At 68.0% G+C, this 24,770-nt stretch carries 7 protein-coding genes; 3 read left to right on the top strand and 4 right to left on the bottom strand.

What is annotated here, in order from left to right:
- The 3 genes from ACFVIV_RS37440 to ACFVIV_RS37430 all read right to left on the bottom strand — a co-directional run.
- A partial coding sequence (locus ACFVIV_RS37440) for an amino acid adenylation domain-containing protein (RefSeq protein ID WP_379204810.1) occupies positions 1-18,301 on the bottom strand: 18,301 nt, incomplete at its 3' end.
- A 33-nt stretch (positions 18,302-18,334) separates the two neighbouring features.
- Positions 18,335-19,651: a MupA/Atu3671 family FMN-dependent luciferase-like monooxygenase gene (locus ACFVIV_RS37435; RefSeq protein ID WP_379204808.1), complete on the bottom strand. Its 1,317-nt coding sequence runs from the start codon at positions 19,649-19,651 to the stop codon at positions 18,335-18,337.
- Positions 19,652-19,662: 11 nt separating this feature from the next.
- Entirely contained in the window at positions 19,663-21,330 is a 1,668-nt protein-coding gene (locus ACFVIV_RS37430) for a fatty acyl-AMP ligase (protein ID WP_379204806.1), read from the bottom strand.
- Between the two features lie 104 nt (positions 21,331-21,434).
- Between ACFVIV_RS37430 and ACFVIV_RS37425 the strand changes: the two genes are divergently transcribed.
- Both ACFVIV_RS37425 and ACFVIV_RS37420 read left to right on the top strand, forming a co-directional pair.
- Positions 21,435-22,136, top strand: coding sequence for a hypothetical protein (locus tag ACFVIV_RS37425; RefSeq protein ID WP_379204805.1), 702 nt, complete (start codon positions 21,435-21,437; stop codon positions 22,134-22,136).
- Positions 22,137-22,272: 136 nt separating this feature from the next.
- Positions 22,273-22,650 (top strand): hypothetical protein, encoded by a 378-nt coding sequence (locus ACFVIV_RS37420; protein ID WP_379204803.1) that lies wholly within the window; start codon positions 22,273-22,275, stop codon positions 22,648-22,650.
- Here ACFVIV_RS37420 and ACFVIV_RS37415 read toward each other — a convergent pair.
- A complete protein-coding gene (locus ACFVIV_RS37415) occupies positions 22,647-23,390 on the bottom strand; it encodes a helix-turn-helix domain-containing protein (protein ID WP_379204801.1) in 744 nt (247 codons plus the stop codon). The genes ACFVIV_RS37420 and ACFVIV_RS37415 overlap by 4 nt on opposite strands.
- A gap of 162 nt (positions 23,391-23,552) precedes the next feature.
- Between ACFVIV_RS37415 and ACFVIV_RS37410 the strand changes: the two genes are divergently transcribed.
- On the top strand, positions 23,553-24,686 hold the full coding sequence (locus ACFVIV_RS37410) for a serine hydrolase domain-containing protein (protein ID WP_379204799.1): 1,134 nt from the start codon (positions 23,553-23,555) through the stop codon (positions 24,684-24,686).
- Positions 24,687-24,770 lie beyond the last annotated feature (84 nt).

The raw sequence follows: 24,770 nt of genomic DNA, 5'->3' as shown, positions 1-24,770 counted from the left end.
CGCCCCACACCGCCAGCACCCATTCCAGCGAGCGCGGCACACCGACGGCGACCACCGACTCCGGGCCGATGCCACGCCCGATCAGCGAGCGCGCCAGACGATTCGATCGCTCATCGAGGTCACGGTAGGAGAGCCGCCGGTCACCATCCAGCACCGCGTCCCCGGCCGGATCGGCAGCCGCCGCAGCCGCCAGCAGATCCGGCAAGGTGGCCGGGCCGCGCCCGCTCGCACCGACGCGCTGAATGCCCTGAACGGAAGCGTGATCGAGGTCCAGCACGCCGTTGCGGCCCCACTCGTGCACGAGCCGATACCGTTCCGGCGGCGACAGGACGTCGATATCCCGCACCGGCATCGTGGGATCTCCGGCAATCGCGTGCAGCACGTGGCGCAGGCGTTCACCGAAGGCTTCGATCGTGGCCGTATCGAAAACCCCACTCTGGTACTGCAACCGGATGCGCAAGGCGTCCTGAAGAACCGCGGTGCAGGTGAGCGGGTAGTGCGTGGCGTCGCCGGCCGCGATCCGAGTGATCTCGAGATCGCCGTCGCCGGCGGTGTGCGCGATGCCGTGCAGGTCGACGGGGTAGGACTCGAGCACCATCAAGGTGTCGAAGAGGCTGTCGTTGCCGGTGAGCGCGTGGATATCGCGCAGTCCGACATGGTGGTGCTCGAGCAGGGCCGCCTGCTCGTCGTGGATTCGGCTCCACAGCCGGGTGATGGTCTCGGCGGGTTCGAGCCGGACCCGGGTCGGAATCGTGTTGATGAACAAGCCGATGGTGTGCGCGGCGGCGGGGAGCTCGCCGGGACGGCCGGAGACGGTCGCGCCGAATATCAGATCGGTCCGGCCGCTCAGCTGCGCCAGCATCATCGCCCATGCCGATTGCAGCACCGTATTCACCGTCACCCCGGCGGCGGCCGCCGCGGCGACCAGGTTTCGGGTGTCGGTCCTGTCGATGGTGATCGAAATGTCCGCCACGTGTGCTGGATCGTCTTCGGCCCCCGCCGCGATGAGGGTGGGTTCGGCGCCGTCCAGGGCTGCCGCCCAGGCCGACAGGGCCGCCTCGTGATCGCGAGCGGCCAACCAGGCCAGGAAGTCCCGATACGAACCGGCCGGAGCCGCCGGTTGCTGTCCGGCGTAGGCGGAGAACAGCTCGGTGATGAGCAATGGCATGGACCAGCCATCGAGGATCACGTGGTGGTTGGTGAGAATCAATGCCCACCGATCGGCTCCCATGGCGGCCAGGGTGCAGCGCAGCAGCGGCGGCTCGGCGAGGTCGAACGGGACCGCCTTCACCTGTGCGGCCAGCTCGTCGAGCGCGGTCTCGGGATTCGGCCGGGTCGTGAGATCCACCGTTTTCCACGGCATTTCAATGTCGTCGCAGACCACCGCGATGTACTCGCCGCTCTCCGTGGCGGTGAAGGCGGTGCGCAAACCCTCGTGTCGCCGCAGCAACAAGGCCGCCGCCGCACGCAGGCGTTCCGCGTCCAGGCCACCGGTCAGGTGGAGAACCACCTGCGCGACATAAGCATCCGTGGCGGCCTCGGCACCGGCCAGCTGTGCGTGGAACAACAGACCGGCCTGCAGCGGCGTCACCGGCCAGACGTCGGTCAACGATGGGTATCGCCGCTCCAGCGCGGTGATACCGGCCTGCGGCAGGACCAATGCGAAGTCCGACGGCGAATGTCCGCCTGCGCCCGGCGTTTCGGCGTGGGCGGCCACCGCTGTGAGCGCCTGCGACCACAAGCCCGCCAATTCCTCGACCGCGCCACGGTCGAGCAGTGTGCGCGGGAACCGGAATACCGCCCGCAGCCGGTCCTCGATGACGATCGCCGACGCATCGACGGCGACTGTCACCGGCATGTCGGGGTCCGGTGCGGCGATCAGTTCACCCAGGCCACCGTGCACTCCGTCCACACCGATATCGCCGCCCCCGATTCGGCCCAGATAGTTGAAGCAGATCTGGCCCGGCATTCGATCCGGCAGCAGCGCAGCGGTTTCCGGGCTCAGGTAGCGCAGCAGGCCGTAACCGATGCCCTTGTCCGGGATCGAGCGCATGGTCTCCTTCACCGACCGCACCGCCGCCGTCACGGCGTCGCCGCCCGCCATCGCCTCGTCGAGATCGATGCCGGACAGGTCGAATCGCACGGGGAACATGGAGGTGAACCAGCCCACCGTGCGCGACAGGTCCGCGCCGCCGACGACCTGCTCCTCACGACCGTGACCTTCCAGACGCAGCAATACCGAGGTCTCATCGATACCGCGCCGCACGCGCCAGATCCGCACGGCCGCAGTGAGTCCCGCGATCAGACCGTCGTCGACGCCGCCGTGGAAGACGGCCGGTACCCGGGTCAGCAGCGCACGCGTCACCGGCTCGGGCAATTCCACGTCGACCTGGTCGAGCATCGACGCGGTATCGACGGCCGGGTCGAGCTCGCGGGCGCCGAGTGCCGGGTCGGGACCTGTCAGCATCGACCGCCACAGCTCCAGTTCTGTGGCGCGCCCGGCCTCGCTCGCGGCGGTCAGCAGTCCGTGCGCCCACGCTCGCATCGACGTTCCCACCGGCTCCAGCACCGGCGTGACGCCGCGCATGGCCTGGTCGAGTGCGGACATCAGATCGGGCGCCAGCACCCGCCACGAGACGCCGTCCACCACGGCATGGTGCACGACGACAATCAGCCAACCCGCGCGGTCGGCGGGGTCGAGCCAGACCAGTTGCGTCATGATCCCGCCGACCGGATCCAGTCGCTCCGCCGCGGAGTTCAGTTCCGCGGCAGCGAGATCCGTCACCAGTGTCCGACCGGCGTCGGAGTCGACGTCGATACCCGGGTCGAGCGGACGCCTGAGCAGAACCGCCGCGGCGTCCACACTGCCCGGGGCCGCCACCCGCATCGACCATTCACCCGATTCGTCGCGCCGCAGGCGAGAACGCAGCATGTCGTGGCGATCCAGCACAGCGCCCACCGCCGCCACCAAGCACGCCTCGTCCACCCCGACGGGCAAGCGCAGCACAACATGCTGCTCGAACCGAGCGAAACCCTTGCCCCACTCCACCATCCACCGTGCGACCGGCAGCAATGGCAATTCGCCCACCCCGCCACCGGGCAGCTCGGCCAACCCGGCAGCGGTCTCGTCACCGGTGTGGCGCGCGCATTCCGCCAATCGCGCGACGGTGCGCTGCTCGAACACATCACGCGGCCCGAAGACCACGCCTCGTGTCCGCGCCCGCGCCACGACCTGGATCGAGACGATCGAATCGCCGCCCAGTGTGAAGAAGTCGTCATCGATGCCCACCCGGTCCAGTCCGAGCACCTCGGCGAAGACCTGCGCCACGATCGCCTCGGATGGTGTGGACGGCGCTCGGTAACCCGCGCCCATCGCTGCGGGCTCCGGCAGCTTCGCCTTGTCCACCTTGCCGTTGACGGTCAGCGGCAGCTCATCGAGCACCATCACCACATCGGGCACCATGTAGCCGGGCAACCGCTCGCTCACCGAGCGCCGGACCACCGCGGGGTCCAGCGTGCATCCCGGCCCGGCCACCACGTATCCCACCAGTCGCGCACCGGAATCGGCCCGCGCCTCGTGCACGAGCACGACCGCCTGCGCGATGCCCTCCACCTCGCACAGCCCGGCTTCGACCTCGCCCAGCTCCATACGCTGTCCGCGCAGCTTCACCTGGAAGTCCGCCCGGCCCACGAACATCAGGGCCGCGGTGTCCGGTCCGGATTCCGGCCGCGACGCGGTCCAGTGGACGAGATCGCCGGTCCGGTACAGCCGGTCTCCGGGCTCCCCATAGGGATTCGCGATGAACTGCGTGGCCGTCAGACCCGCGCGGCCTCGGTATCCGCGCGCCACACCGGAACCCGAGATGTAGAGCTCGCCCACGACCCCGGAGGGAACCGGGCGCAGCCAGGAGTCCAGCACGAGTACGTCCATACCGGCTATGCCCGAACCCATGTCGAGCGGATCACCGGCGCTCAGCTCGTCGCTGATCGTCATGATGATGGTGGTCTCGGTGGGCCCGTAGGTGTTGAAGAACCGGCGCATGCCCGCCGCATCGGTGCGCGACCAGCGCGCCACCAGCTGGGTGGAATACCGTTCACCGCCGACCGTCACCACGCGCAGCGCGTCGAGCCCGCGCGGATCGAGCGAGGCCACCACCGACGGCGTCAGGAACGCGTGACTGATGCGGCGCTCGCGCATCAGGTCGGCCAAAGGCTGTCCGGCGTAGACGTCCTCGGGCGCCAGGACAAGGGTCGCGCCCGCGGGCACTGCGAGCAGGATTTCCAGCACCGACGCGTCGAAGGTGCGCGCGGAGACGCCCAGGATGCGGGCCGCGGAGTCGATGGCGTACCGGCTCGAGTGGGCGGCGGCCACCGCGGCCAATCCGGCGTGGGTGACCTCGACGCCCTTGGGACGGCCGGTCGAGCCGGAGGTGTAGACGACGTAGGCGGTATTGCCGGTGCGCAGCGGCCCGTGCCGATCCGCGTCGGTCGCAGAGGTTTTCGGGCATTGTGCGATCGACGCGGTCACCGCCGGATCGTCGAGCAGCAGCCACGACATGCCCTGCCGGGGCAGTGCGGTGGTGTGCCGGTCCAGCGTAATACCGAGCCGCACAGCGGAGTCCGTGCACATGAACTGGTTGCGATCGAGTGGATGGGCCGGATCCAGGGACAGGAATCCCGCTCCGGTCTTGGTGACCGCCCAGGCGGCGAGCATCCATTCCACTGATCGCGACAGCGCGATCGCGAGCACCGATTCGGGGCCGACGCCCTGCTGGATCAGGTAGCGCGCCAATTGATTCGACTGTTCGTCGAGTTCTCGATACGAGATCCGCCGGTCGCCGTCTTCGACCGCATCGCCCCGCGGGTTGTTCGCCACGGCGGCGGCGAGCAGTTCCGGCAGGGTGGCAGGCTCGGTGACCGGGAGGTTGCGGCCCCATTCGGCCAGTAACCGGTGCCGTTCGGTATCCGACAAGGTGTCGATGTCACGGACGAGGATCGCGGGATCGGAGGTGATCGCTCGAAGGACGCGGCACAGGCGTTCGACCATGGCGACGACGGTGGCCCGGTCGAAAAGGTCGGTGGCGTAGCCGATATCGACGGGTATCTGCCCGTTCTGGTCCGGCCTGTCCGACAGGGTGAGCGTCAGGTCGAACCGCTCGACACCGGTGTCGGCGCCCGACGGCGTGACCTCGAGGCCCGGGAACGCGACACTCTCGGGATCGAGATCGTGGAAGGCGAGCAGCACCTGGAACAGCGGGTGGTGCGCCTGGCTGCGCGGCGGATCCAGCGCTTCCACCACCTGTTCGAAGGGCACCTCGCCGTGGGCGAAGCCGTCCAGATCCACGGTGCGGACGTGTTCGAGCAGTTCGCGGAACGGCAGGGACTCGTCGATGTGCGTGCGCAGCACGATCGTATTGATGAACATGCCGACCAGGTCGTCCAGGTGTGCCGAGCCGCGACCGGAAACCGGTGTGCCGATGACGATGTCGCCGCTGCCCGACAGCCGCGACAGCACGATCGCCAAGGCGGCGTGGAACATCATGAACACCGTCGCGCCCTGTGCCCGCGCCACGGCCTGCAAGCCCTGGACCACCTCCGCGTCCAGGACGAATCCATGGGTCGCGCCACGATGGGACGCCACCGGGGGCCGGGGCCGGTCGGACGGCAGCTCCAGCACCTCGGGCAGGTCCGCCAATTGCGTGCGCCAGTACGTCAGCTGGCGCGACAGCATCGAGTCCGGGTCGGCGGCGGAGCCGAGCAGTTCGCGCTGCCACAGCGTGTAGTCGGCGTACTGGACCGGTAGCTGGGCCCATCCTGGTTCCCGGCCCGTGGAGCGGGCCGTGTAGGCGGTGGCCAGATCCCGGGCCAGCGGGCCCATGGAGAATCCATCGGCGCAGATGTGGTGCGCCACGATCACCAGCACGAACTCATCGGGTCGCAGTGACAGCAGCCGCATGCGCAGCGGGATACGTTCCGCCACATCGAATCCCGTGGCGATAATGCCGGAAATCGCGGCCGTCAGCTCGTTTTCCGTCACCGGTCGGGGTGTGAGGTCGATATCCGCGGCATCCGCCAGGTCTTCGACGCGGACCACCGATTGGAACGGCACGCCGTCGGCGTCCGGATACCGCGTGCGCAGGACTTCGTGCCGGGCCAGCACATCGGTGACGGCTGCCGACAGGGCGGCGATGTCGAGTTCGCCGGAAATCCTGAGCACCATCGGAATGCTGTACGCCGCCGCACCCGGCGCGAACCTGTTGACGAACCACATCCGCTGCTGTGCGAACGACAGGGGCATCCGTTCCGGGCGCGCCAGCAGGCCCAGCCGGGTACCGGTTGCCGGTGCGCCCGGGTGTGCGGCGAGCAGCTCCGCCAGTTCCGCGACACCCGAGGCCTCGAACACCTCGCGCACGCCCACCGTGACGCCGGCGGCCTCGCCGAGACGCGCCACCACGCGGGTCGCGGACAGCGAATTGCCGCCGAGTGCGAAGAAATCGTCGTCGATGCCGACCCGATCGAGTCCGAGGACCTCGGCGAACACCCCGGCCACGGTCCGCTCGGCCGGCGTGGACGGCGCCCGGTAGCGCGCACCCGTCGTCACCGGTTCCGGCAATCGGGTCTTGTCCACCTTTCCGTTGACCGTCAGCGGCAGCTCGTCGAGGACCATGACCACATCCGGGACCATGAAACGCGGCAGGCGCTCACCCATCGCGCGGCGAACCGCCGCCGGGTTCATCGCACGGCCCGCATCCGCCACCACATAGGCCACCATCCGCGCATCGGCCGCACGTGCGTGCACGACGACCGCCGCCTGCTCGATGCCCTCCACCGCGCACAGCCCGGCCTCGACCTCGCCCAGCTCCAGCCGCTGGCCCCGCACCTTCACCTGGAAGTCCGCGCGGCCGACGAAGGTCAGAACCCCGGCGCCCGAACCGGATTCCTCCGCGACCCAGCGGACCAGGTCGCCGGTTCGATACAACCGGTCGCCCGCCGTTCCGAAGGGATCGGCCACGAACCGGGCGGCGGTCAGGCCGGGCCGGGATCGATATCCGCGTCCCACACCGGCACCCGACACATACAGCTCGCCCACCACCCCGGCCGGTACCGGACGCAACCAGCGATCCAGCACCACCACGTCCAGGCCGCCGATGACCGAGCCCATGGTGACGGGATCGTGCGCGTGCAGTTCGGCGCTGCCGGTCACCCAGATGGTGACCTCGGCCGGGCCGTAGAGGTTGAAGACCTGCCGCCTGCCCGCGGTATCGGTGCGCGACCAGCGCGACAGCAGAGCGGGTGGGCAGGCTTCGCCCGCCGCGATCAATACCCGCAGCTCGTCGAGCCCGGCGGGATCCAGTGCGCAGGCCACGGTCGGGGTGAGAACGGCGTGTGTGATGTGTTGGGCGCGAATCAATTCCGCCAGTGGCTCGCCGCCGTAGACCTCCGGCGGGGACATGACCAGCGTTCCGGCGCCGGAAATCGCCAGCAGCAGTTCGAAGATCGCCGCATCGAAGGTGCGGGCGGCGACACTCAGCACCCGGGAATCCGGGCTCATGCCGAACCGGTGTCGTTGCGCGGCACAGACATTGGCGAGCCCGGTGTGGGTGATCTCCACGCCCTTCGGGCGACCGGTCGAACCCGACGTGTAGACCAGGTACGCCGCCCTTCCCGGGTGGGAGGTCGCGCCCGGACCGGCTTCGGTCACCGGGGTGCGCGGGCACAGCTCGATCCGCGCCGCCGTGTCCGGATCATCGAGCAACAGCCACGTCGTTTCTTCCCCGGGCAACGCGCCGGTGTAGCGGGACAGCGTAATGCCGACCCGCGCACCGGAATCAGCGCACATGAATTGATTGCGATCGCGCGGATGCTCGGGATCGAGTAAGACGAACGCCGCGCCGGATTTGCTGATCGCCCATACCGCCAGCGCCCATTCCAGTGAGCGCGGCAGACCCACCGCCACCACCGACTCGGGGCCCACCCCGCGGTCGATCAGATAGCGCGCCAGGCGATTCGACCGGATGTCCATCTCCCGGTAGGTGAGGCGTCGATCGCGGTCCACCACCGCGTCCCCCTCGGGATGGCGCGCGACCGCGGCGGCCAGCAGCTCCGGGAGCGTCGCGCCACGGGTTGCGATGCCGGGCGTTCCGAGGGTTTCGACGATCCCGCCGTGACCCCAGCGCTGCAGCCGCTGTCGTTCGGATGCCGTGAGTGCCTCGATATTTCGCACCGGGATGCCCGGGTCGGCGGTGACCGCGTGCAGGATCCGCCGTAGTCGTTCGCCGAGGGTGGTGATCGTGGCCTGGTCGAATACGTCCGGCCGGTACTGCAATCGGATGCGCAGCCCGTCCTGCACGGTAATGCTGCACGTCAGCGGATAGTGCGTGGAGTCGGTGGCGGCGACGCCGGTGATGTCCAGGTCGCCCCGGCCGATGATCTCCCGGATGTGTTGGAGGTCAATGGGATAGGACTCGAGGACCATCACGGTGTCGAACAGGGTATCGTTGCCGGTGGCGGCGTGGATGTCGGTCAGTCCGAGGTGGTGGTGGTCGAGCAGGGCGGCCTGCTCGCCGTGGATGCGGGCCCACAACCCGGTGACGGTCTCGGCGGGATCCAGTCGGATCCGTGCCGGGACCGTATTGACGAAGAGTCCGATCGTGCTGGCCGCCTGCGGTAATTCAGCGGGACGGCCGGAGACGGTGGCGCCGAACACGATATCGGTCCGGCCGGTCGACTGTGCCAGCAGCATCGCCCACACCGATTGCAGCACGGTATTCACCGTCACCCCGGCGGAAGCCGCAGCGGCCGCCAGGTCCTGGGCTTCGGTGCTGTCGATCTCGAACCACTCTTCCGCCGTCGCGGTCGGATCGGTGTCGGCCGTGGCCGCGATCAGGGTGGGCTCGGCGCCGTCCAGCGCCGCGGTCCAGGCGGCCAGCGCCGCGTCGCGGTCACGGGCGGCCGACCACGCCAGGAAGTCCCGGAACGACCCGGCGGGGGCGGTCTTGCCGCCACCGGCGTACCGGGTGTACAAGTCGGTGATCAGCAGCGGCAGGGACCAGCCGTCGAGAATGACGTGGTGATTGGTGACGATCAGCGCCCAGCGATCGGCACTCATCGCGACCACGGTGAACCGGACCAATGGCGCCACGGCGAGATCGAACCGCCGCGCCTTCTCGGCCGCGGCCAGCTGTGTGAGCGCGCCTTCTGGATCCGGCTGTCCGACCAGATCGATGACCTGCCAGGGCACTTCGACGGCATCGCAGATCACCGCCACGTTGTCGCCGGCGCCGGTCGCGGTGAACGCGGTCCGCAGCACATCGTGGCTCGCCACCATCGAGGTGGCGGCGGTGTGCAAGCGCGCCACGTCGAGAGCACCGGCCACGTGCAGGATCACCTGCGCGACATACGCATCGACGCCGCTGTCGGTGCGGTGGGCGTGGAACAGCAGACCGGCCTGCAAGGGCGTCACCGGCCACACATCCGTCAGGGACGGGTAGCCGCGTTCCAGCGCCGTCACGCGCGGCGGGGTCAGGCGTACCAGGGCGAAGTCCGACGGTGAATACCCACCCGCGCCGGGCTTTTCGGCATGGCTCGCCATTGCCGTCAGCACGTGCGACCACAGTTGCGCGAATTCCTCGACCGCATCGCGATCGAGCAGCGTGCGCGGGAACCGGATCTCCGCCCGCAGGCGGTCGTCGATCACCAGCGCGCTCACGTCCACGGCCAGGGTCACCGGTGTATCCGGGTCCGGCGGGATCTCCAATTCTCCCAAGCCGCCGTACAACCCGCCCGCACCGAGATCGCCGGGCACGACCTGGCCCAGGTAGTTGAAGCCGATGCGGCCCGGTAGGTGTTCCGGAAGCGCCTGCGCCGCTCGCTGATCGAGGTAGCGCAGCAGTCCGTAGCCGATCCCCTTGTCCGGGATTGCGCGCAGCGTCTCCTTGATCGAGAGCACCGCCGCGGCCACCGCCGCGCCTCCGGCGGCCACCTCATCGATATCGATCGCGTTCAGGTCGAACCGGACCGGGAACATCGAGGTGAACCAGCCCACCGTCCGCGACAGGTCCGCGCCGGGGATGATCTGTTCCTCGCGGCCGTGACCCTCCAGGCGGATCAGCACCGACGGCTCGTCGATGCCACGGCGGGCGCGCCACAACCGCACCGCCACAGCCAAACTCGCCAGCAGCCCATCTTCGACCCCGCCGTGGAACACCGCGGGCACGCGGGACAGCACGGCGCGGGTCACCGAACTCGGCAGCTCCAGGCGCACTCTGTCCAGGGACCCCGCGGTGTCAAGATCCGGATCCAGGTCCCGCTCGCCCCACAGTGGATCGGGGCCGGTGACCATCGTCTGCCACAGGCTCGATTCCGCGGCTCGGCGCGGGTCGGCCGCCGCGGCTTCCAGGCTGTGCGCCCACCGTCGCATCGAGGTTCCCACCGGGGCCAGGATCGGCACCGCACCCGTGCGGGCCTGCTCCAGAGCCGACAGCAGATCCGGGAGGAGGATCCGCCAGGACACACCGTCGATCACCAGATGGTGCGCTGTGATCACCAACCACCCTGGCGCGGAGGCGGACTCGAGCCAGACGAACTGAATCATCGTCCCGGCCCGCGGATCCAGCCGATGGACCGCTGCGGAGAGTTCGGCGGCGGCGATATCCGTCACCGCCGCACGGCCGTCGGCCGAGTCGATGTCGATGCCCGGATCGAGCACCCGCCGATGCAGCATCCCGGCCGTCTCGGCACTGCCCGCGGGCGCGACGACCATGGTCCACGCACCGGTGTCGTCTCGGTGCAGCCGGGACCGCAGTGCGTCGTGGCGGTCGAGGACCGCGGCCAGGGCCGCCAGCAGGTCCTGTTCCTCCAGCCCGGCCGGCATGCGCAGCGCCATGTGCTGCTCGAATCGATCGAAACCCTTGCCCCACTCCACCATCCACCGCGCCACGGGCAGCAATGGCATGGCGCCGATACCGCCGCCGACCGGCTCGAGCGTATGGTCGCCGAGCGCATCCGGGACGGCGCGCGCGATGACCGCCAGCCGTGCGGCGGTGCGCTGCTCGAACACATCGCGCGGGCCGAACTGCACGCTGCGGGCGCGGGCGCGCGATACCACCTGGATCGAGACGATCGAATCGCCGCCCAGAGCGAAGAAGTCGTCGTCCGCTCCCACCTGATCGAGGCCGAGGACCTCCGCGAACACCGTGGTGATGATCTCCTCGACCGGGGTGGACGGCGCTCGGAACGACTCGGGTGCGAAGACCGGGGCGGGCAGGGCCTGCCGGTCCACCTTCCCGCTGGCGGTCAAGGGCAGCTCGTCGAGCACCATCACCACATCCGGCACCATGTAGCCGGGCAACCGCTCACTCACCGATTCCCTGATCGCCGCCGGATCGACCGCGCATCCGGAGCGGGCCACGACGTAGGCCACCAGCCGCACCGCGGCGTCCGCGCCCGGTACGTGAACGACAGCCAGCGCCTGTCCGACTCCTGCCGCCTCGGCCAGTGCGGCCTCGACCTCGCCCAGCTCCAGCCGCTGCCCGCGCACCTTCACCTGGAAGTCGGCGCGGCCGACGAACTCCAGAACGCCCGACCCCGAATCGGATTCGTCCACGACCCAGCGGACGAGGTCGCCGGTGCGGTACAGCCGGTCTCCGGGCGCGCCGTACGGGTTGGCCACGAATCGTGTGGCGGTCAGCCCGGCCCTGCCGCGGTAGCCGCGCGCCACACCCGCACCGCACACGTACAGCTCACCCACGACCCCGCTGGGCACTGGGCGCAGCCACGCGTCGAGCACCGCGGCGCCCGTTCCCGCGATGGGCGCGCCGATGCGCACCGCCCGATCCGGGCGCAGCTCGGTACCGGTGACCCAGATCGTGGCCTCGGCCGGGCCGTAGAGGTTGTGGACCCTCCGGATGCCCGCGGTATCGGTTGCGGCCCAGCGCGACACCAGCTGTGGCGAGCACCTGTCGCCGCCGGTGAGCACCACGCGCAGATCGTCGAGGCCGGTCGGCTCCAGCGACAATGCCACCGAGGGGGTCAGGAACGCATGGGTGACGCGTTGCTCGTGCAGCAGCTCCCGCAACGGCTGCCCGCCGTACACCTCCGGGGGCGCGATCACCAGTGTTGCGCGCGAGGTCACTGCCAGGAGAAACTCCAGGACCGCTGCGTCGAAAGTCCTTGCCGCCACGGCCAATACTCGCGAATCGGCGTCGATGTCGCAGCGCCGCAACAGGTCCGCGGTCAGAGCTGCCAGACCGGAGTGTGTGACGGCCACGCCCTTGGGTCGCCCGGTCGATCCGGAGGTGTACACCACGTAGGCCGTATTCGCCTGGCGCACCGGCACACACCGGTCGGTATCGGTGACCGCCGTCCCCGCGCAGAGCTCGATCGCTGCCGCCGTGTGCGGATCGTCGAGGGTCAGCCACGAGACCTCGGGTGGCAGCGTTGCGGTGTACCGATCGATGGTGATGCCCACTCGTGCAGCCGAATCGGCGCACACGTACCGATTCCGCTCCAGCGGATGTGCGGGATCCAGGGAAAGGAATGCCGCGCCGGTTCTGGCTACGGCCCAGACCGCGAGAACCCACTCGGCCGACCGGGGCAAGGCTGCCACCACCACCGACTCCGGGCCGACTCCGCAGTCGATGAGGTAACGCGCCAAGCGGTTCGAGCGCTCGTCGAGTTCTCGATACGAGATCCGGTCTCCGCCCGCCAGTATCGCGATGCCGTCCGCATTATCCGCCGCGACCGCAAGCAGTTCCGGCAGGGTCACCGGGTCGCCGGTTTTCCCGACCGAATCTCCGAGGTGACCCCAGTCGCGCAGCAAGCGGTCTCGCTCGGGGGCCGGGACGATATCGATATCGCGGACCGGGACGGCAGGGTCATCGGTGACCGCGCGCAGCACCAGCTGCAGGCTGCGGGCGAACCTCGTGACGGTGCCGGGATCGAAAAGGTCGGTGGCATAGCCGATCTCGACCGGCATTGCGCCCGTGTCATCCGGTGCGTCGGTCAGGGTGAGCGTCAGATCGAATCGTTCAACACCGGTGGCCGCGCCCGAGGCCGTCACCTCGAGTCCGGGGAAGTCGAGGCGCACTTCGTCGAGGTTGTGGAAGGCGAGCATGACCTGGAACAGCGGGTGGTGCGCTTGACTGCGGGGCGGATCCACGGCATCCACCACCTGCTCGAACGGCACCTCGCCATGGGCGAAGCCGTCCAGGTCCACGGCGCGCACCGCGGCCAGGAATTCGGTGAAGGGCAGCGATTCATCCACCCGGGTGCGCAGCACGATGGTGTTCACGAACATGCCGACCAGGTCATCGAGAGCGGCCGACCCGCGCCCCGATACCGGTGTGCCGACCGCGATATCGGTGCTGCCGGACAGGCGTGACAAGACGATGGTCAGGGCCGCGTGGAACACCATGAACACGGTGACGCCACGCGCCTGGGCGAATGCCCGCAGTGCCGAGACCACCGCCGGCTCCACCGTGAAGCCGTGCGTCGCACCGCGATGAGACGCCACCGCGGGTCGCGGGCGATCCGACGGCAGTTCCAAAACCTCTGGGAGATCGGCCAGCTGGGAACGCCAGTACGCCGATTGACGCGACAGCAGGGAATCCGAATCGTCGGGCGATCCCAGTAGCTCCCGCTGCCACAGCGTGTAGTCGGCGTATTGCACCGGCAAGGACTTCCAGTCCGGAGTCCTTCCCGCACGGCGGGTGGTATAGGCGGCGGCCAGGTCGCGGGTCAGCGGGGCCATCGAGAATCCGTCCGCATTGATGTGGTGCATCACCATCATCAAGACGAATTCCTCCGGACCTGCCGACAGCAATCGCACTCGCACCGGAATGCGCTCGGCCACATCGAAGCTCATGGTCGCGATACCGGAGATCGCGGCCTCCAGCCCGGCCGGGTCCACCGGCTCCGGCGTCATGTTCACGTCGGCGGCATCGGTCAGGTCCTCGATCGGCGCCACCACCTGATGCGGTACACCATCGGTGTCGGGATAGCGCGTCCGCAGGACCTCGTGCCGCGCCAGCACATCCCGTACCGCCGCCGCCAATGCGGGCACATCGACAGCGCCCGACAGGCGGAACACCACCGGAATGTTGTACGCCACCGAGGCGGGCTCGAAGCGGTTCACGAACCACATGCGCTGCTGCGCGAACGACAGCGGCATGCGGGGCGGACGCTCGACGGCGCGCAACTGCGGCCCGACGCCCACGCCCGCATCGGCCGCGCGGGCCGCCAGCATCGCGGCCAGCTCCCCCACGACCGACACCTCGAAGACATCGCGCACGCCGACCGCGATGCCGACGCCGTCCGCCAACCGCGCCGACAAGCGAGCAGCGGACAGCGAGTTCCCGCCCAGCACGAAGAAGTCGTCGTCGGCGCCGACGCGTTCCAGGCCGAGCACCTCCGCGAACACGTTCGCGACAATCTCCTCCGTTGGCGTGGACGGGGCGCGATAACCCGCACCCGCCGCCACCGGATCCGGCAGGCGGTCCTTGTCCACCTTGCCGTTCACCGTCAGCGGCAAGCTGTCGAGCACCATCACCACGTCCGGCACCATGTAGCCGGGCAGGCGGTCACCGAGACGCCGGCGCATGAGCTTGCCGAGAGCCGCGGGCGCGCACCATTTCTCGTCCGGCTCGAGAAGGTCGCCGGTTTCCGTCTGCGCGGGGCCGCTGCTCGGGGCTAGGGTGTTCCGGATGGCGTAGACAATGTGCAGGTCGGTTCCGATGACATTGGGCGACACCCGCGCGTCCACGGTGAATCCGTTGGCGCGCAGTAGATCTTCGATGCGGGCCAGCCGGTCCTCGACATCGTGGACCTCGATCACCATGCGGTCGATCAGCGGCCAGTGCGGGGCGTCGATACCGAGCAGAGCATCGAGCTCGCTGCCCTCCACATCGATCTTCAGCAGGTCGATGTGGGAGATGCCGTGCTCCTCGATGATGTGCGACAACGTGCGCACGGGGACCTCGACCTGCACGAAGTCGAGGCGGTCGTCGATCAGCTGGTCGACATAGCTGTCCCCCACGTCCCGGCTCTGCTCGTTGAACTCGTTGTGCAGGAACGATTCCAGGATGTCGCGTTGCACGCTGCTGTCGGTGCCGCGGCCGGACAGGACCGACATTTCCGGGTAGTAGGTGAAGACGTCGGTGGTGACCTCGGCGCCGATCGCGCAGGGCACCAATGTGGCATCCAAGCCGTGGATGGCCGAATTGGCCTCGTACATGCGCCGGAGTTCGGGCATGGGCTCGACGGCGTAGATCCTGATATCCGGCGAGGTGCGCTTGGCGTACATGGAGAACATGCCGACGTGCGCACCGATATCGACGATGCAGCCCGCGGGCGGGATGGTCACGCCACCGTGGCAGTATTCGGCTTGTTCGAAGATCTCCTCGTACAGGAACTCGATATTCGAGCGGTTGCGGCCCACGACCGGCATGCCATTGGGCATTTCGTGCAGCTCGGCGGGGTCGATGGCGCCTTCGCGTTGCAGCTCCAGGCATTTCGCTGCCACGGGGGCACGATCGGGGTCGGGAACCAGGTAGGCGACCAGCTGGGTGGACGGCTGGGTGCCGGACTCGGCGGAGCCGGTGACGCGGGTGGTGACGACGGTGCGGGCGACAGCGTCCTGGGCGGCGAGGGCGCTTTCGATTTCGCCGAGTTCGATGCGGTAGCCGCGGATCTGGACCTGTTCGTCGGCTCGGCCGAGGTATTCGAGTGTGCCGGAGTCCGTCCAGCGCACGACATCACCGCTGCGGTACAGGCGCCCGCCGCTGCCCGACGGATCGAACGGGTCGGCGATGAAGCGGGCGGCGGTCAGGGCCGGGCGTGCGTAATAGCCTCGGCCGACTTGATTTCCGGCCACATACAGTTCTCCGGCGACACCGGCGGGGACCGGGCGGAGCCAGGAATCGAGCACGTACACCCGGAGGTTGGCCAAGGGCGCGCCGATGGGGCTCACCCCCGCCTCGCCGGTCCAGTGGCGGTGATCGAGCGGTTGTCTGGTGACGTGCACGGTGGTCTCGGTGATGCCGTACATGTTCACCATGGCCGGGCCGTCCGGATGCGCGATCGGTTCCCAGCGCTGTAATCGGGTGGGGTCCAGGGCTTCGCCGCCGAAGATCACCATGCGCAGAGCCGCGTGATCGGCTGCGGCGGCGCGGGATTCGAGCAGCGCGTAGAAGGCGGAGGGCGTCTGATTGAGGATGGTCACGCCGTGCTCGACGAGCAGGTCCCACAGTTCCGCGGGTGAATACGCCGATCCGCGGGGCACGACGACCACTCGTCCGCCGTACAGGAGTGCGCCCCAGATCTCCCACACCGAGAAGTCGAAGGCTTGGGAATGGCACCAGGACCAGACGTCGTCGGGGCCGAATCGGCACCAGGACCGGGTGCCCTGGAACAGCGACACCGCGTTGGCGTGAGTTATGGCCACACCCTTGGGTTTTCCCGTCGTGCCCGAGGTGTAGATGAGGTAGGCGAGATTGCCCGGACGCGGGCGCGCGGCCACGGCGTCGATATCGCCTGGGTACGAGGGAATCCGGTCGATATGCAGCACAGGAGTGTCGGCGGCCCGGACGAGCGCCGAAGTGCTGTCGTCCACGATGACCAGCGCGGGAGCGGCATCGGCGAGAATGTAGGCGAGCCGCTCCGGCGGCGATGCCGGGTCCAGCGGCAGATAGGCGGCGCCGGCCTTCAGGATCGCCAGCATCGCGGTGATGAGCTCGATACTCTTGGGAAGTGCCACCGCGACAATGCTTTCCGGTCCCGCGCCGCGGGTTGAGAGCGCCGCGGCCAGTCGGTCCGCGTGGGCGCTGAGCTCTCGGTAGGCAATGGATCGCGCACCGTCGATCACAGCGGTGGCGTCGGGTGTCGCCGCGGCCTGGCGGTGGAACATATCGACGAGGGTCGCCGACGAGTCGATGGCCGTGGCGGTGTCGTTCCAGTCCCGCAGCACGCATCCGCGCTCGGTGGCGTCGAGCAGGCCGATGGCACGCACCGGCGTTGCGGGATCGGTGACTATCGCGGCCAGGAAATCATGGAAGAACCCCAGGAACCGCCGATGATGATGCGCAAGCTCCGCGGCGGTGTACAGATTGTGGTTGCCGACGAAATCCACACGCGTGGCGGCGGATCCGGAACCGGAATAGAAGCTCACCGACAAATCCGAGACCAAGCCCGGCGTCAGCACCCGCAGCTGCCCGGCGATCGAGCCCAGGACGATCTTCGTATCGAACATCATCAAGTCCACGTACGGCCCGAACACCTGGGTTTGTGGTGTCAGGCGGCCCATATCGCGGAACATGTCCTCTTGCCGGTACCGCTGCCGCCGCAGCACCTCGATCAGCCGCTGTTGTGCCGCGTGCAGCAGATCACCCACGGTTCCAACCGGATTCAGCGTCATGCGGAACGGGACGGTATTGGCCAGCATGCCGCCCGAACGCAGGGCCGCGGTCGTGACGCGCGCGGAGACGGGCAGGCTCAGCACGATGTCGGCGCTGTCGGTCATGCGGCCGAGGAAGGCTCCGAACGCCGCCAGGATCGGCACCGCCGGATTCGTGGAGGTCACCTTCACCACGGCCGCGAGCAGGTCGGCGGTCTCGGCCGGGAGCGCGCCGGTCACCGAGATCGGGTGCGCGTCGGCCTGATCGCTCTTGCCGGCGAGGCTGACCGGCGTGGGCAGTCCCTCCAGCTGTTGACGCCAGAATTCCCGGTCGGTCTCGAAACGCTCCGAGGCCCGGTACTGTTCGTCCGCGGCGACGAGTTCGGCCAGGGTCTGCACCTTCGACGCCGCCGGCTCCCGGCCTTCGGAGACGGCGGTGTACACCTCGCCGATGCGGCTCAGCATCGTCATGGCGGCCAGACCGTCGATGGCGATGTGGTGGGCGCGCACGTACCAGAACCAGCGCCGATCAGCCACGCGCAGAACGGCGGTCGCGATCAGCCGGTCCCGGTGCAGGTCGACCGGCGCGCTGTATTCGGCGCGCATCCAGTCCTCGGCCGCGGCCTCCGGATCGGGCTCGGTGCGCAGATCCAGATACCGGATCGGCTCGTCCAGGGGCCGGTCCACCGCCTGCAGCACCTCGCCATCGGATTCGATCAGGCGCAGACGGCCGGCCTCGAACTCCCCCGCCACCCGCCAGAACGAGGTCAGCAGCAGCTCGGCATCCAGATCACCGTGCAGGTCCACGCACAGCGCATTGGTGACCGGCGTCGCACCGGTCAACTGCTGGGCGAACCAGATGCCTTGCTGCGCGGCCGATAGCGGAAAAGGACATGAACCAACGCCGGTCAATTCTGCTCCTGCGGCTCGTGGCTACGGGACGAGTTACTGGACGGACGACGCCATTCGATGCAGTGCGGCAAGCGATTCCAGGCCCGTCAGCACCGCGCCGTCGGGGATGCCGAAATCGATGAGGCAGGCGATCTCGTTCACGCCGATCTCGCGCAGGCGCGTCGCCATCGGCAGCGTGGAATCCGGTGTGCCGAACAGGCCGTTATTGCGGTAGTAGCGTTCGAAGGCGAAGTCCAGCACCTTGGCTCGCGATTTCTCGTCCAGGCTGTCGAGCGCGGCCGAGCCGCGCCGCCACAGGTCGACGGAATCCTCGAGGTAGCGCTTGAACGGGCCTTCGACAGTCTTGCGCACCTGCGCCTCCTGCTCGCCGAGGAAGGTGTGCAGCATGACGGTGACGGTGCCCTCCTCGGCGCCGTGACCGTGGTGCACCCGCGCCTTGCGATAGGCGGCGACCTTCTCCGCCAGCTCGTCGACCTCCTGAAACAGCAGGGCGGTAAGGACATTCACGCCGAGCGCGCCCGCCATCTCGAACCGTTCGATGCCGCCGCTGCAGGTGAGCCAGGTCGGCAGGGCCGGTTGGACCGGGGCCGGGAAGATTCGCACCGAACGCTCTTCGCCCGCGCCATTGGGCAGCGCGATCGACTCGCCCCGCCACAGCCGCTGCACCGTGTCGATGCCGGTGCGGGTGACCTCGACGCGGTCGGCGTACTTGTCGCCGGCGAGCACGAAGTCATCGGCGTTCCAGCCGGTGGCGAAGGCGAGGTCGACGCGTCCGTTCGACAGGTTGTCGACCACCGACCAGTCCTCGGCGACGCGGACCGGATTGTGCAGTGGCAGAACCACACTGCCCGCCCGGATGCGCACGCGTTCGGTGGCGGTGGCCAGGGCCGCGCCGAGCACGGCCGGGTTCGGGTAGAGGCCGCCGAAGCTGTGGAAGTGACGTTCCGGGATCCAGATGGCCTGGAATCCGTGCTCATCGGCGAAGCGCGCGCTGTCGAGCAGCAGCCGGTAGCGGGAATCGGTGTGCTGCTGGGCGTCGCTCGAGAAGAAGAGCAGGCTGAATTCCAGCCGGTCCGTGGCCGATGCACCGAAGCTCGCGGGGACCGGATCCGCCTGTGCGCCGGCCAGTTTCGCGATATCGGACAGGCTCAGTCCGTCGAAGATCTCCTCGGCGGTGATCTCCGTCCGATACCTGTCCTCCAGAATCGTCATCAATTCCGCGGCTTTCACCGAATCGAGGCCCAGCGAGGTGAGTGGTGCATGAGGATCGACGGAATCTCGCTCCAATCGGGCCGACACCCAGTCCACGAAGAATTCCAGAACGCCGGTGCCGTGCGCTGATTCACTCATTTCGCGCTCTCCTAGGATACCGCTACGGATGAGTAGGCCTCTCGCAAACGCTGCCGCTGAATCTTGCCGCTGGTCGTCTTGGGCACTTCACCCTTACCGACGAAAACCACCTGATGCAGGCTGATCGCGTGCACCCGGCTGACGATATCGCGGATGGAGCCTTCCAATTGTGCGGCGCTGTCGCGCTCGAGTGCGTCGTTGAGTTCTTGCACGACCATGACGCGATCCTCATTTCCGATACTCGCCGCGAACACCGCGCAGCCGCCGGGGCGCAGCATGGGATGGCTCGAGATAATCGTGCGCTCGATATCTTGCGGAAAGATATTGCGGCCGTGCACGATCATCAACTCTTTGATGCGGCCGGAGATATACATCTCCCCGTCGCTCGCGAATCCGAGATCGCCGGTCCGCAGGTATTCCGCGCCCTCCTCGCCGTCGATCCGCGCGCCGAAGACGCGCTCGGTTTCCGCCTCCTTGTTCCAGTAACCCGCCGCAACGCTCGGATTGCGCAGCCAGATTTCGCCGACCCGATTGTCCCGACAACGCTGCCGAGTCTCGGGATCGACGACGGCAATCCGTTCCGGGTCCGCACTCCCCACACCCAGAAGTTCACGCCCCTGAGGTGCTTCCGTGGCGATGCCGCGCTCCAGATCCGCCGCGGCGAAGTACCGCGAGCGCGGGCCCCCGCCGCGCAGCCCGCCGGTGACATACAGCGTGGACTCGGCCAGCCCGTAGCAGTGCATGAAGCTTTCCGCGCGAAACCCGCTGACCGAGAACATCTCCGCGAACTGCCGTAACGTGCCGGGGTCGACCGGTTCCGCACCGACGAAGGCATTGTCCCATCCGCTCAAGTCCAACTGCGCCGCCTCCGCCGGGGACACCCGCTTCACGCAGAGCCCATAGGCCAGGTTCGGCCCGCCCGCCATCACGCGCGCCCGCCCCGATATCGCACGCAACCAGGTCAGCGGATCCCGCAGAAAGCTCATCGGCGGAATGAGGGTGCCCGGGAATCCGCCGAACATCGGCAACAGAATCCCCTGAATCAGCCCCATGTCGTGATACGGCGGCAGCCACGAAGCAATCGCACTGTCCTGAGTCAGCTCGAACTTCCGCATCATCAGCCCAAGGTTGTGGGTCAGATTCCGATGCAACACCACAACACCCTTGGGCGTGCCCGTCGACCCGGAGGTGTATTGCAGAAAGGCAATGTCATCCGGCGCGGGCCCCGGCTCGGTCCATGCCTGCGATCCGCCACCGTCACCGATCACACTACTGTCGATGATCGCGATATCCACCCCGAGCAGCTCAGCACTGACCGGCACCACCGCCAACGGCGCAATCGCCGCCACCGCGCCACTATCGCGAATGATCGCCGCCAACGTCGCCGCATGCCGCACCGACGACGGCAGCGCAGCCGACACCGCGATCCGCCCACTCACCAAACACGCATAGAACGCCTCGACGAACCCCGCCCCCGGCGGGCACAGCAAAACCACCCGATCGCCGGGCGCGGTCACTTCCCGCACCCGCCCCGCAAGCGCGCTTACCCGATCCCACAACCGCCCGTAATCGACATCCTCGGATTCCTCCCGATAGCTCGAGAACGTATAGGCGATCCGATGTGGAGTTTCCCTGACTCGCGCCGACAAAATATCAACCAAGGTGGGATTGCCGTGCACTGATCTCTCAACAGTCAAAGGCACCTCCACATAGGGAAACGACAGAGCCAAGCTAGTGCCCCCACCCCAATCTCATTCCGCGACGCGCCGAGCACCACCGAGCCGTGACCCGCCCGGAAGCAGCAGCGCGACCGCAGCCGTTCCGACCGCGAGCACGATCGCCCGATCAGGCTGGTGCCGTCGACCGCCCCTCGACGATCATGAAGGCGAGCGCGGCCACATGGACCACCGACATGACCGTCACAGCGATAACTGATCCCGAAGAGCTCGGCCTGGTCACGCGATTTCTCGACGGTGGCGGTCTCGTAATGGGAACCAGCAGGCGTTCCGCCGACCTGCTCGACCCCGCCCGCGGCAGAGTAATCCCCACGACCACCCGCACCGATGGAACGTGGCTGTGGCCGACATCGGTGCGGTACTACCTGATCGAACATGCGGCATCGATTCAGACAGAGTTCCTCGAGCACATCAGAAGCCGCGACTACGTCCCCGCCCAACCCGACACCGAACAGATCCGGGCAGCGCTGAAGTTCCTCGGCGACGTGAGCCTGTGGGCGAGCGCCCCCAAAATCTGCATCGTGCGAACGAAGTCCGACACCGAATGGTCGGCTGCCTTCGCGATCGACGGACGAGACTACGACACCCACGACGAGTTTCACAGGGCTGTTTTGGCGGCTTTCGACGTCCTCGCTGTCAGCGATGTGATCGCCGAATTCGAAACCAGCCCGGTCGGAATCGCCGAACCCGTGCAATTGCCGACGTGGAGCGAGTATCGCGCCCGACGGCTCGCCAACGACCTCCGCTAGGTCATGTCTCCCGCTAACTTCCGCCACCGCCACACCTAGGGCATCGGCTTAGGGCATTCGCCCGATGGAGCCGGAAGTTGTTGCCTGGCAGCATGGCTGGATATTCATCGGACGTAATGTGAGGAGTCGGTAGTCAATGGGAAATCTTCGGATCGCTGGGTCGGTTGCGCTCGGGCTGGCCGTCGGCGTGGGGTTCAACGCACCCCAGGCCGCGGCCGAGATCGGGGCTCGGGTCGTGATCGCAGGGGGTGGCCTCAGCAATGGGTTCGGGACAGGGTGCAACTATCAGGTCGTTGCGACGGCGAACTCCGGTGCGGGGATGAATTTCTATGACAATGGAGTGTGGTTCGCCGCGACGGAGGGCAGTTCGAGTCCGAAGACGCATGTGGCGCCGTGGACCCCGGCGACGACCGGGACGCACGCCATCCTGATCACCCAGGACGGCGATTCCAAGACGATCATGCTCACGGTCGGCACCGGGATCAATGCGGGCAGTTCCTGCCTCGTGATCTAGTGCGCCGCCTCGCCGCCGGCTTCGACGGGCGGAGCGGCGGCATAGACCTGGCGCCAATGCATGGCCGAGCGGACCAGGTCGTCGCTGACGCGCTGGAGGAACTGGCCCATTTTGTCGAGCCGGACCCCGGCGGGGGTGGTGGCGCCGAGTCGTTGGGCGTCGGTGCGGCAGGCGGCGGCGATCTGGTTGTCGATGCGGGCGCTGGCCATGGCGGCCCGGAACCAGACGTCGTCGTCGATGACATAGCGTTCCACGCGGCGTTCGGCGTCGCGTTCGCGGTTGATGAGCTCTCTCGCCTCCAGGTAGCCAACGGCTTTGGAAATGGAGGCGGGGCTGACGCGCAGGCGTTGCACAAGTTCGGCCGAGGTGAGGCTCCCGCTGTCGGCGGTCAGAAGGGCGGCCAGCACCCTGGCCATCATCCGCGGGAGACCGGTTTGGATGAACAGTTCCGTATTGCGTGCGGCGACCGCGTTCACGAGTCGCGGGTCGCGGCCGCCGAGTTCCGCGCTGCCGGGTGACCGGTTCGGGCGAATGCTGCCGTGCCGGTGCGTGTTTCGCGTGCCGGCCCGGTGAGCCTGATCCGGACGATAGTCGCCGGGGCCGCCGTTGCGCAGCACCTCACGAGTGATCGTCGAGGTGGGTCGCCCGATACGGCGTCCGATCGCGGCGTAGGTCAACCCTTCACGCAGCCCCGCGGCGATCCTGCGCCGGTCCTGCTGAGTAAGCCTTTCTCCAGGCATCCGAAACCTTCACCCCTCCGTGTCCGCACCGCTCACGCACCACGATCATTGCATTACCCAGCAATGGCTCGCAACGATATTCGCCTACCTACCAGCGGATCTCAGCGTTGCTTCAGCAAGAGCTGATTGATCGGATCGTGTATGCAACGCAACTCTTGTCCTATGACACACAACGACATTCAGCAAGTCATGGACTGGGCGGTGGCCGAGAACGGCATCCCCGGCATCGTGGTCGACATCAAGGACGGGGACCGGACCTGGTTCGGCACCGCGGGCGCGGCCGACCTCGAGACCGGGGCGCCCCGCCGACCGGGGGAATACGCGCAGGTCGGCAGCGGCGGAAAGGCTTTCATCGCCACTGTGCTGCTGACGCTCGAGGCCGAGGGCGCACTGAGCATCGACGATCCGGTGAACAAGTGGCTGCCGGGCGTACTGGACGTCAACGGCTACGACGGCGACGAGATCACCATCAGGCATCTGCTCAGCAATACCGCCGGCATGTACTCCACCGGGCTGGCGCCGGAACTGACCAACCGCTACGCCACCCGTTCCGCATTCCGCGCGCACCGCTTCGACACCTACACCGCCGCGGAGCTGTTCCGGATCGCGGTGTCCCAGCCGCCGGTCGCCGCACCCGGCGAACGCTTCGTCTACGCGAACGGCGGGTTCTATATCGCCGAGGCGATGGTCGAGAAGATCACCGGCAACAGCTTCGCCGCGGAGGTCGAGCGCCGGGTCTTCCAGCCGCTCGGCCTGGACCACACCTATGTGCGCGGCCCCGGCGAGGTCGGATTCCGGGATCCGCACCCGCGCGCCTACTCCCGCCAGTTCTACAAGGACGGTGTCGACACCGCCACGGTCACCGCGGAGAACTGGGAGTCGGTCCTGGAGGATCCGAGCCTGGCGCCGCTCGATGTCACCGAATTCGAGACCTCGTGGACGCCCGGCAATATCGTCTCCACCACCGGCGACATGATCCGGTTCGTCAGCGCGCTGGCCAGCGGCAGCCTGCTGCCGCCCGCCCAGCACCACGAGATGTGGACCACGGTCTCCACCGAAGGCGCGAACTGGCTGCCGCACACCCGATACGGCCTGGGCCTGTTCGAGTTCGACAAGACCGCCGCCGACGGGCGGGTGCTGCGCGGGGTGGGCGGCAGCTACTGGGGAACCATGTTCTTCACGGTGAGCACCGCCGACGGCGAACATGTCATTTCCGTGCAGACCAATACCGAGTTCAAATCCTGGAAGGTACTCCGCCGCATCTACGAAGCGGGGTACGGGGTTTCCCTCGGCTGACCGCGCCCGTCACAATCGCGGCCGGCTGATCGCCGAGCCGACAGCGGATGCCGCGGGGCATCGGGGAGGATGGACGGATGCCCG

The sequence above is a fragment of the Nocardia sp. NPDC127526 genome, from assembly GCF_042672265.1.
In the GTDB taxonomy this organism is placed as follows: domain Bacteria; phylum Actinomycetota; class Actinomycetes; order Mycobacteriales; family Mycobacteriaceae; genus Nocardia.
The sequence above is the reverse complement of the archived record's forward strand: the minus strand, read 5'-3'. Positions and strand labels throughout refer to the sequence as shown.

What these genes read in the sequence shown, in the direction of transcription:
- ACFVIV_RS37435 (WP_379204808.1), bottom strand. Translation starts at nt 19,651, where the DNA reads ATGAGTGAATCAGCGCACGGCACCGGCGTTCTGGAATTCTTCGTGGAC.
- ACFVIV_RS37420 (WP_379204803.1), top strand. Translation starts at nt 22,273, where the DNA reads ATGGGAAATCTTCGGATCGCTGGGTCGGTTGCGCTCGGGCTGGCCGTC.
- ACFVIV_RS37415 (WP_379204801.1), bottom strand. Translation starts at nt 23,390, where the DNA reads ATGCCTGGAGAAAGGCTTACTCAGCAGGACCGGCGCAGGATCGCCGCG.
- ACFVIV_RS37410 (WP_379204799.1), top strand. Translation starts at nt 23,553, where the DNA reads ATGACACACAACGACATTCAGCAAGTCATGGACTGGGCGGTGGCCGAG.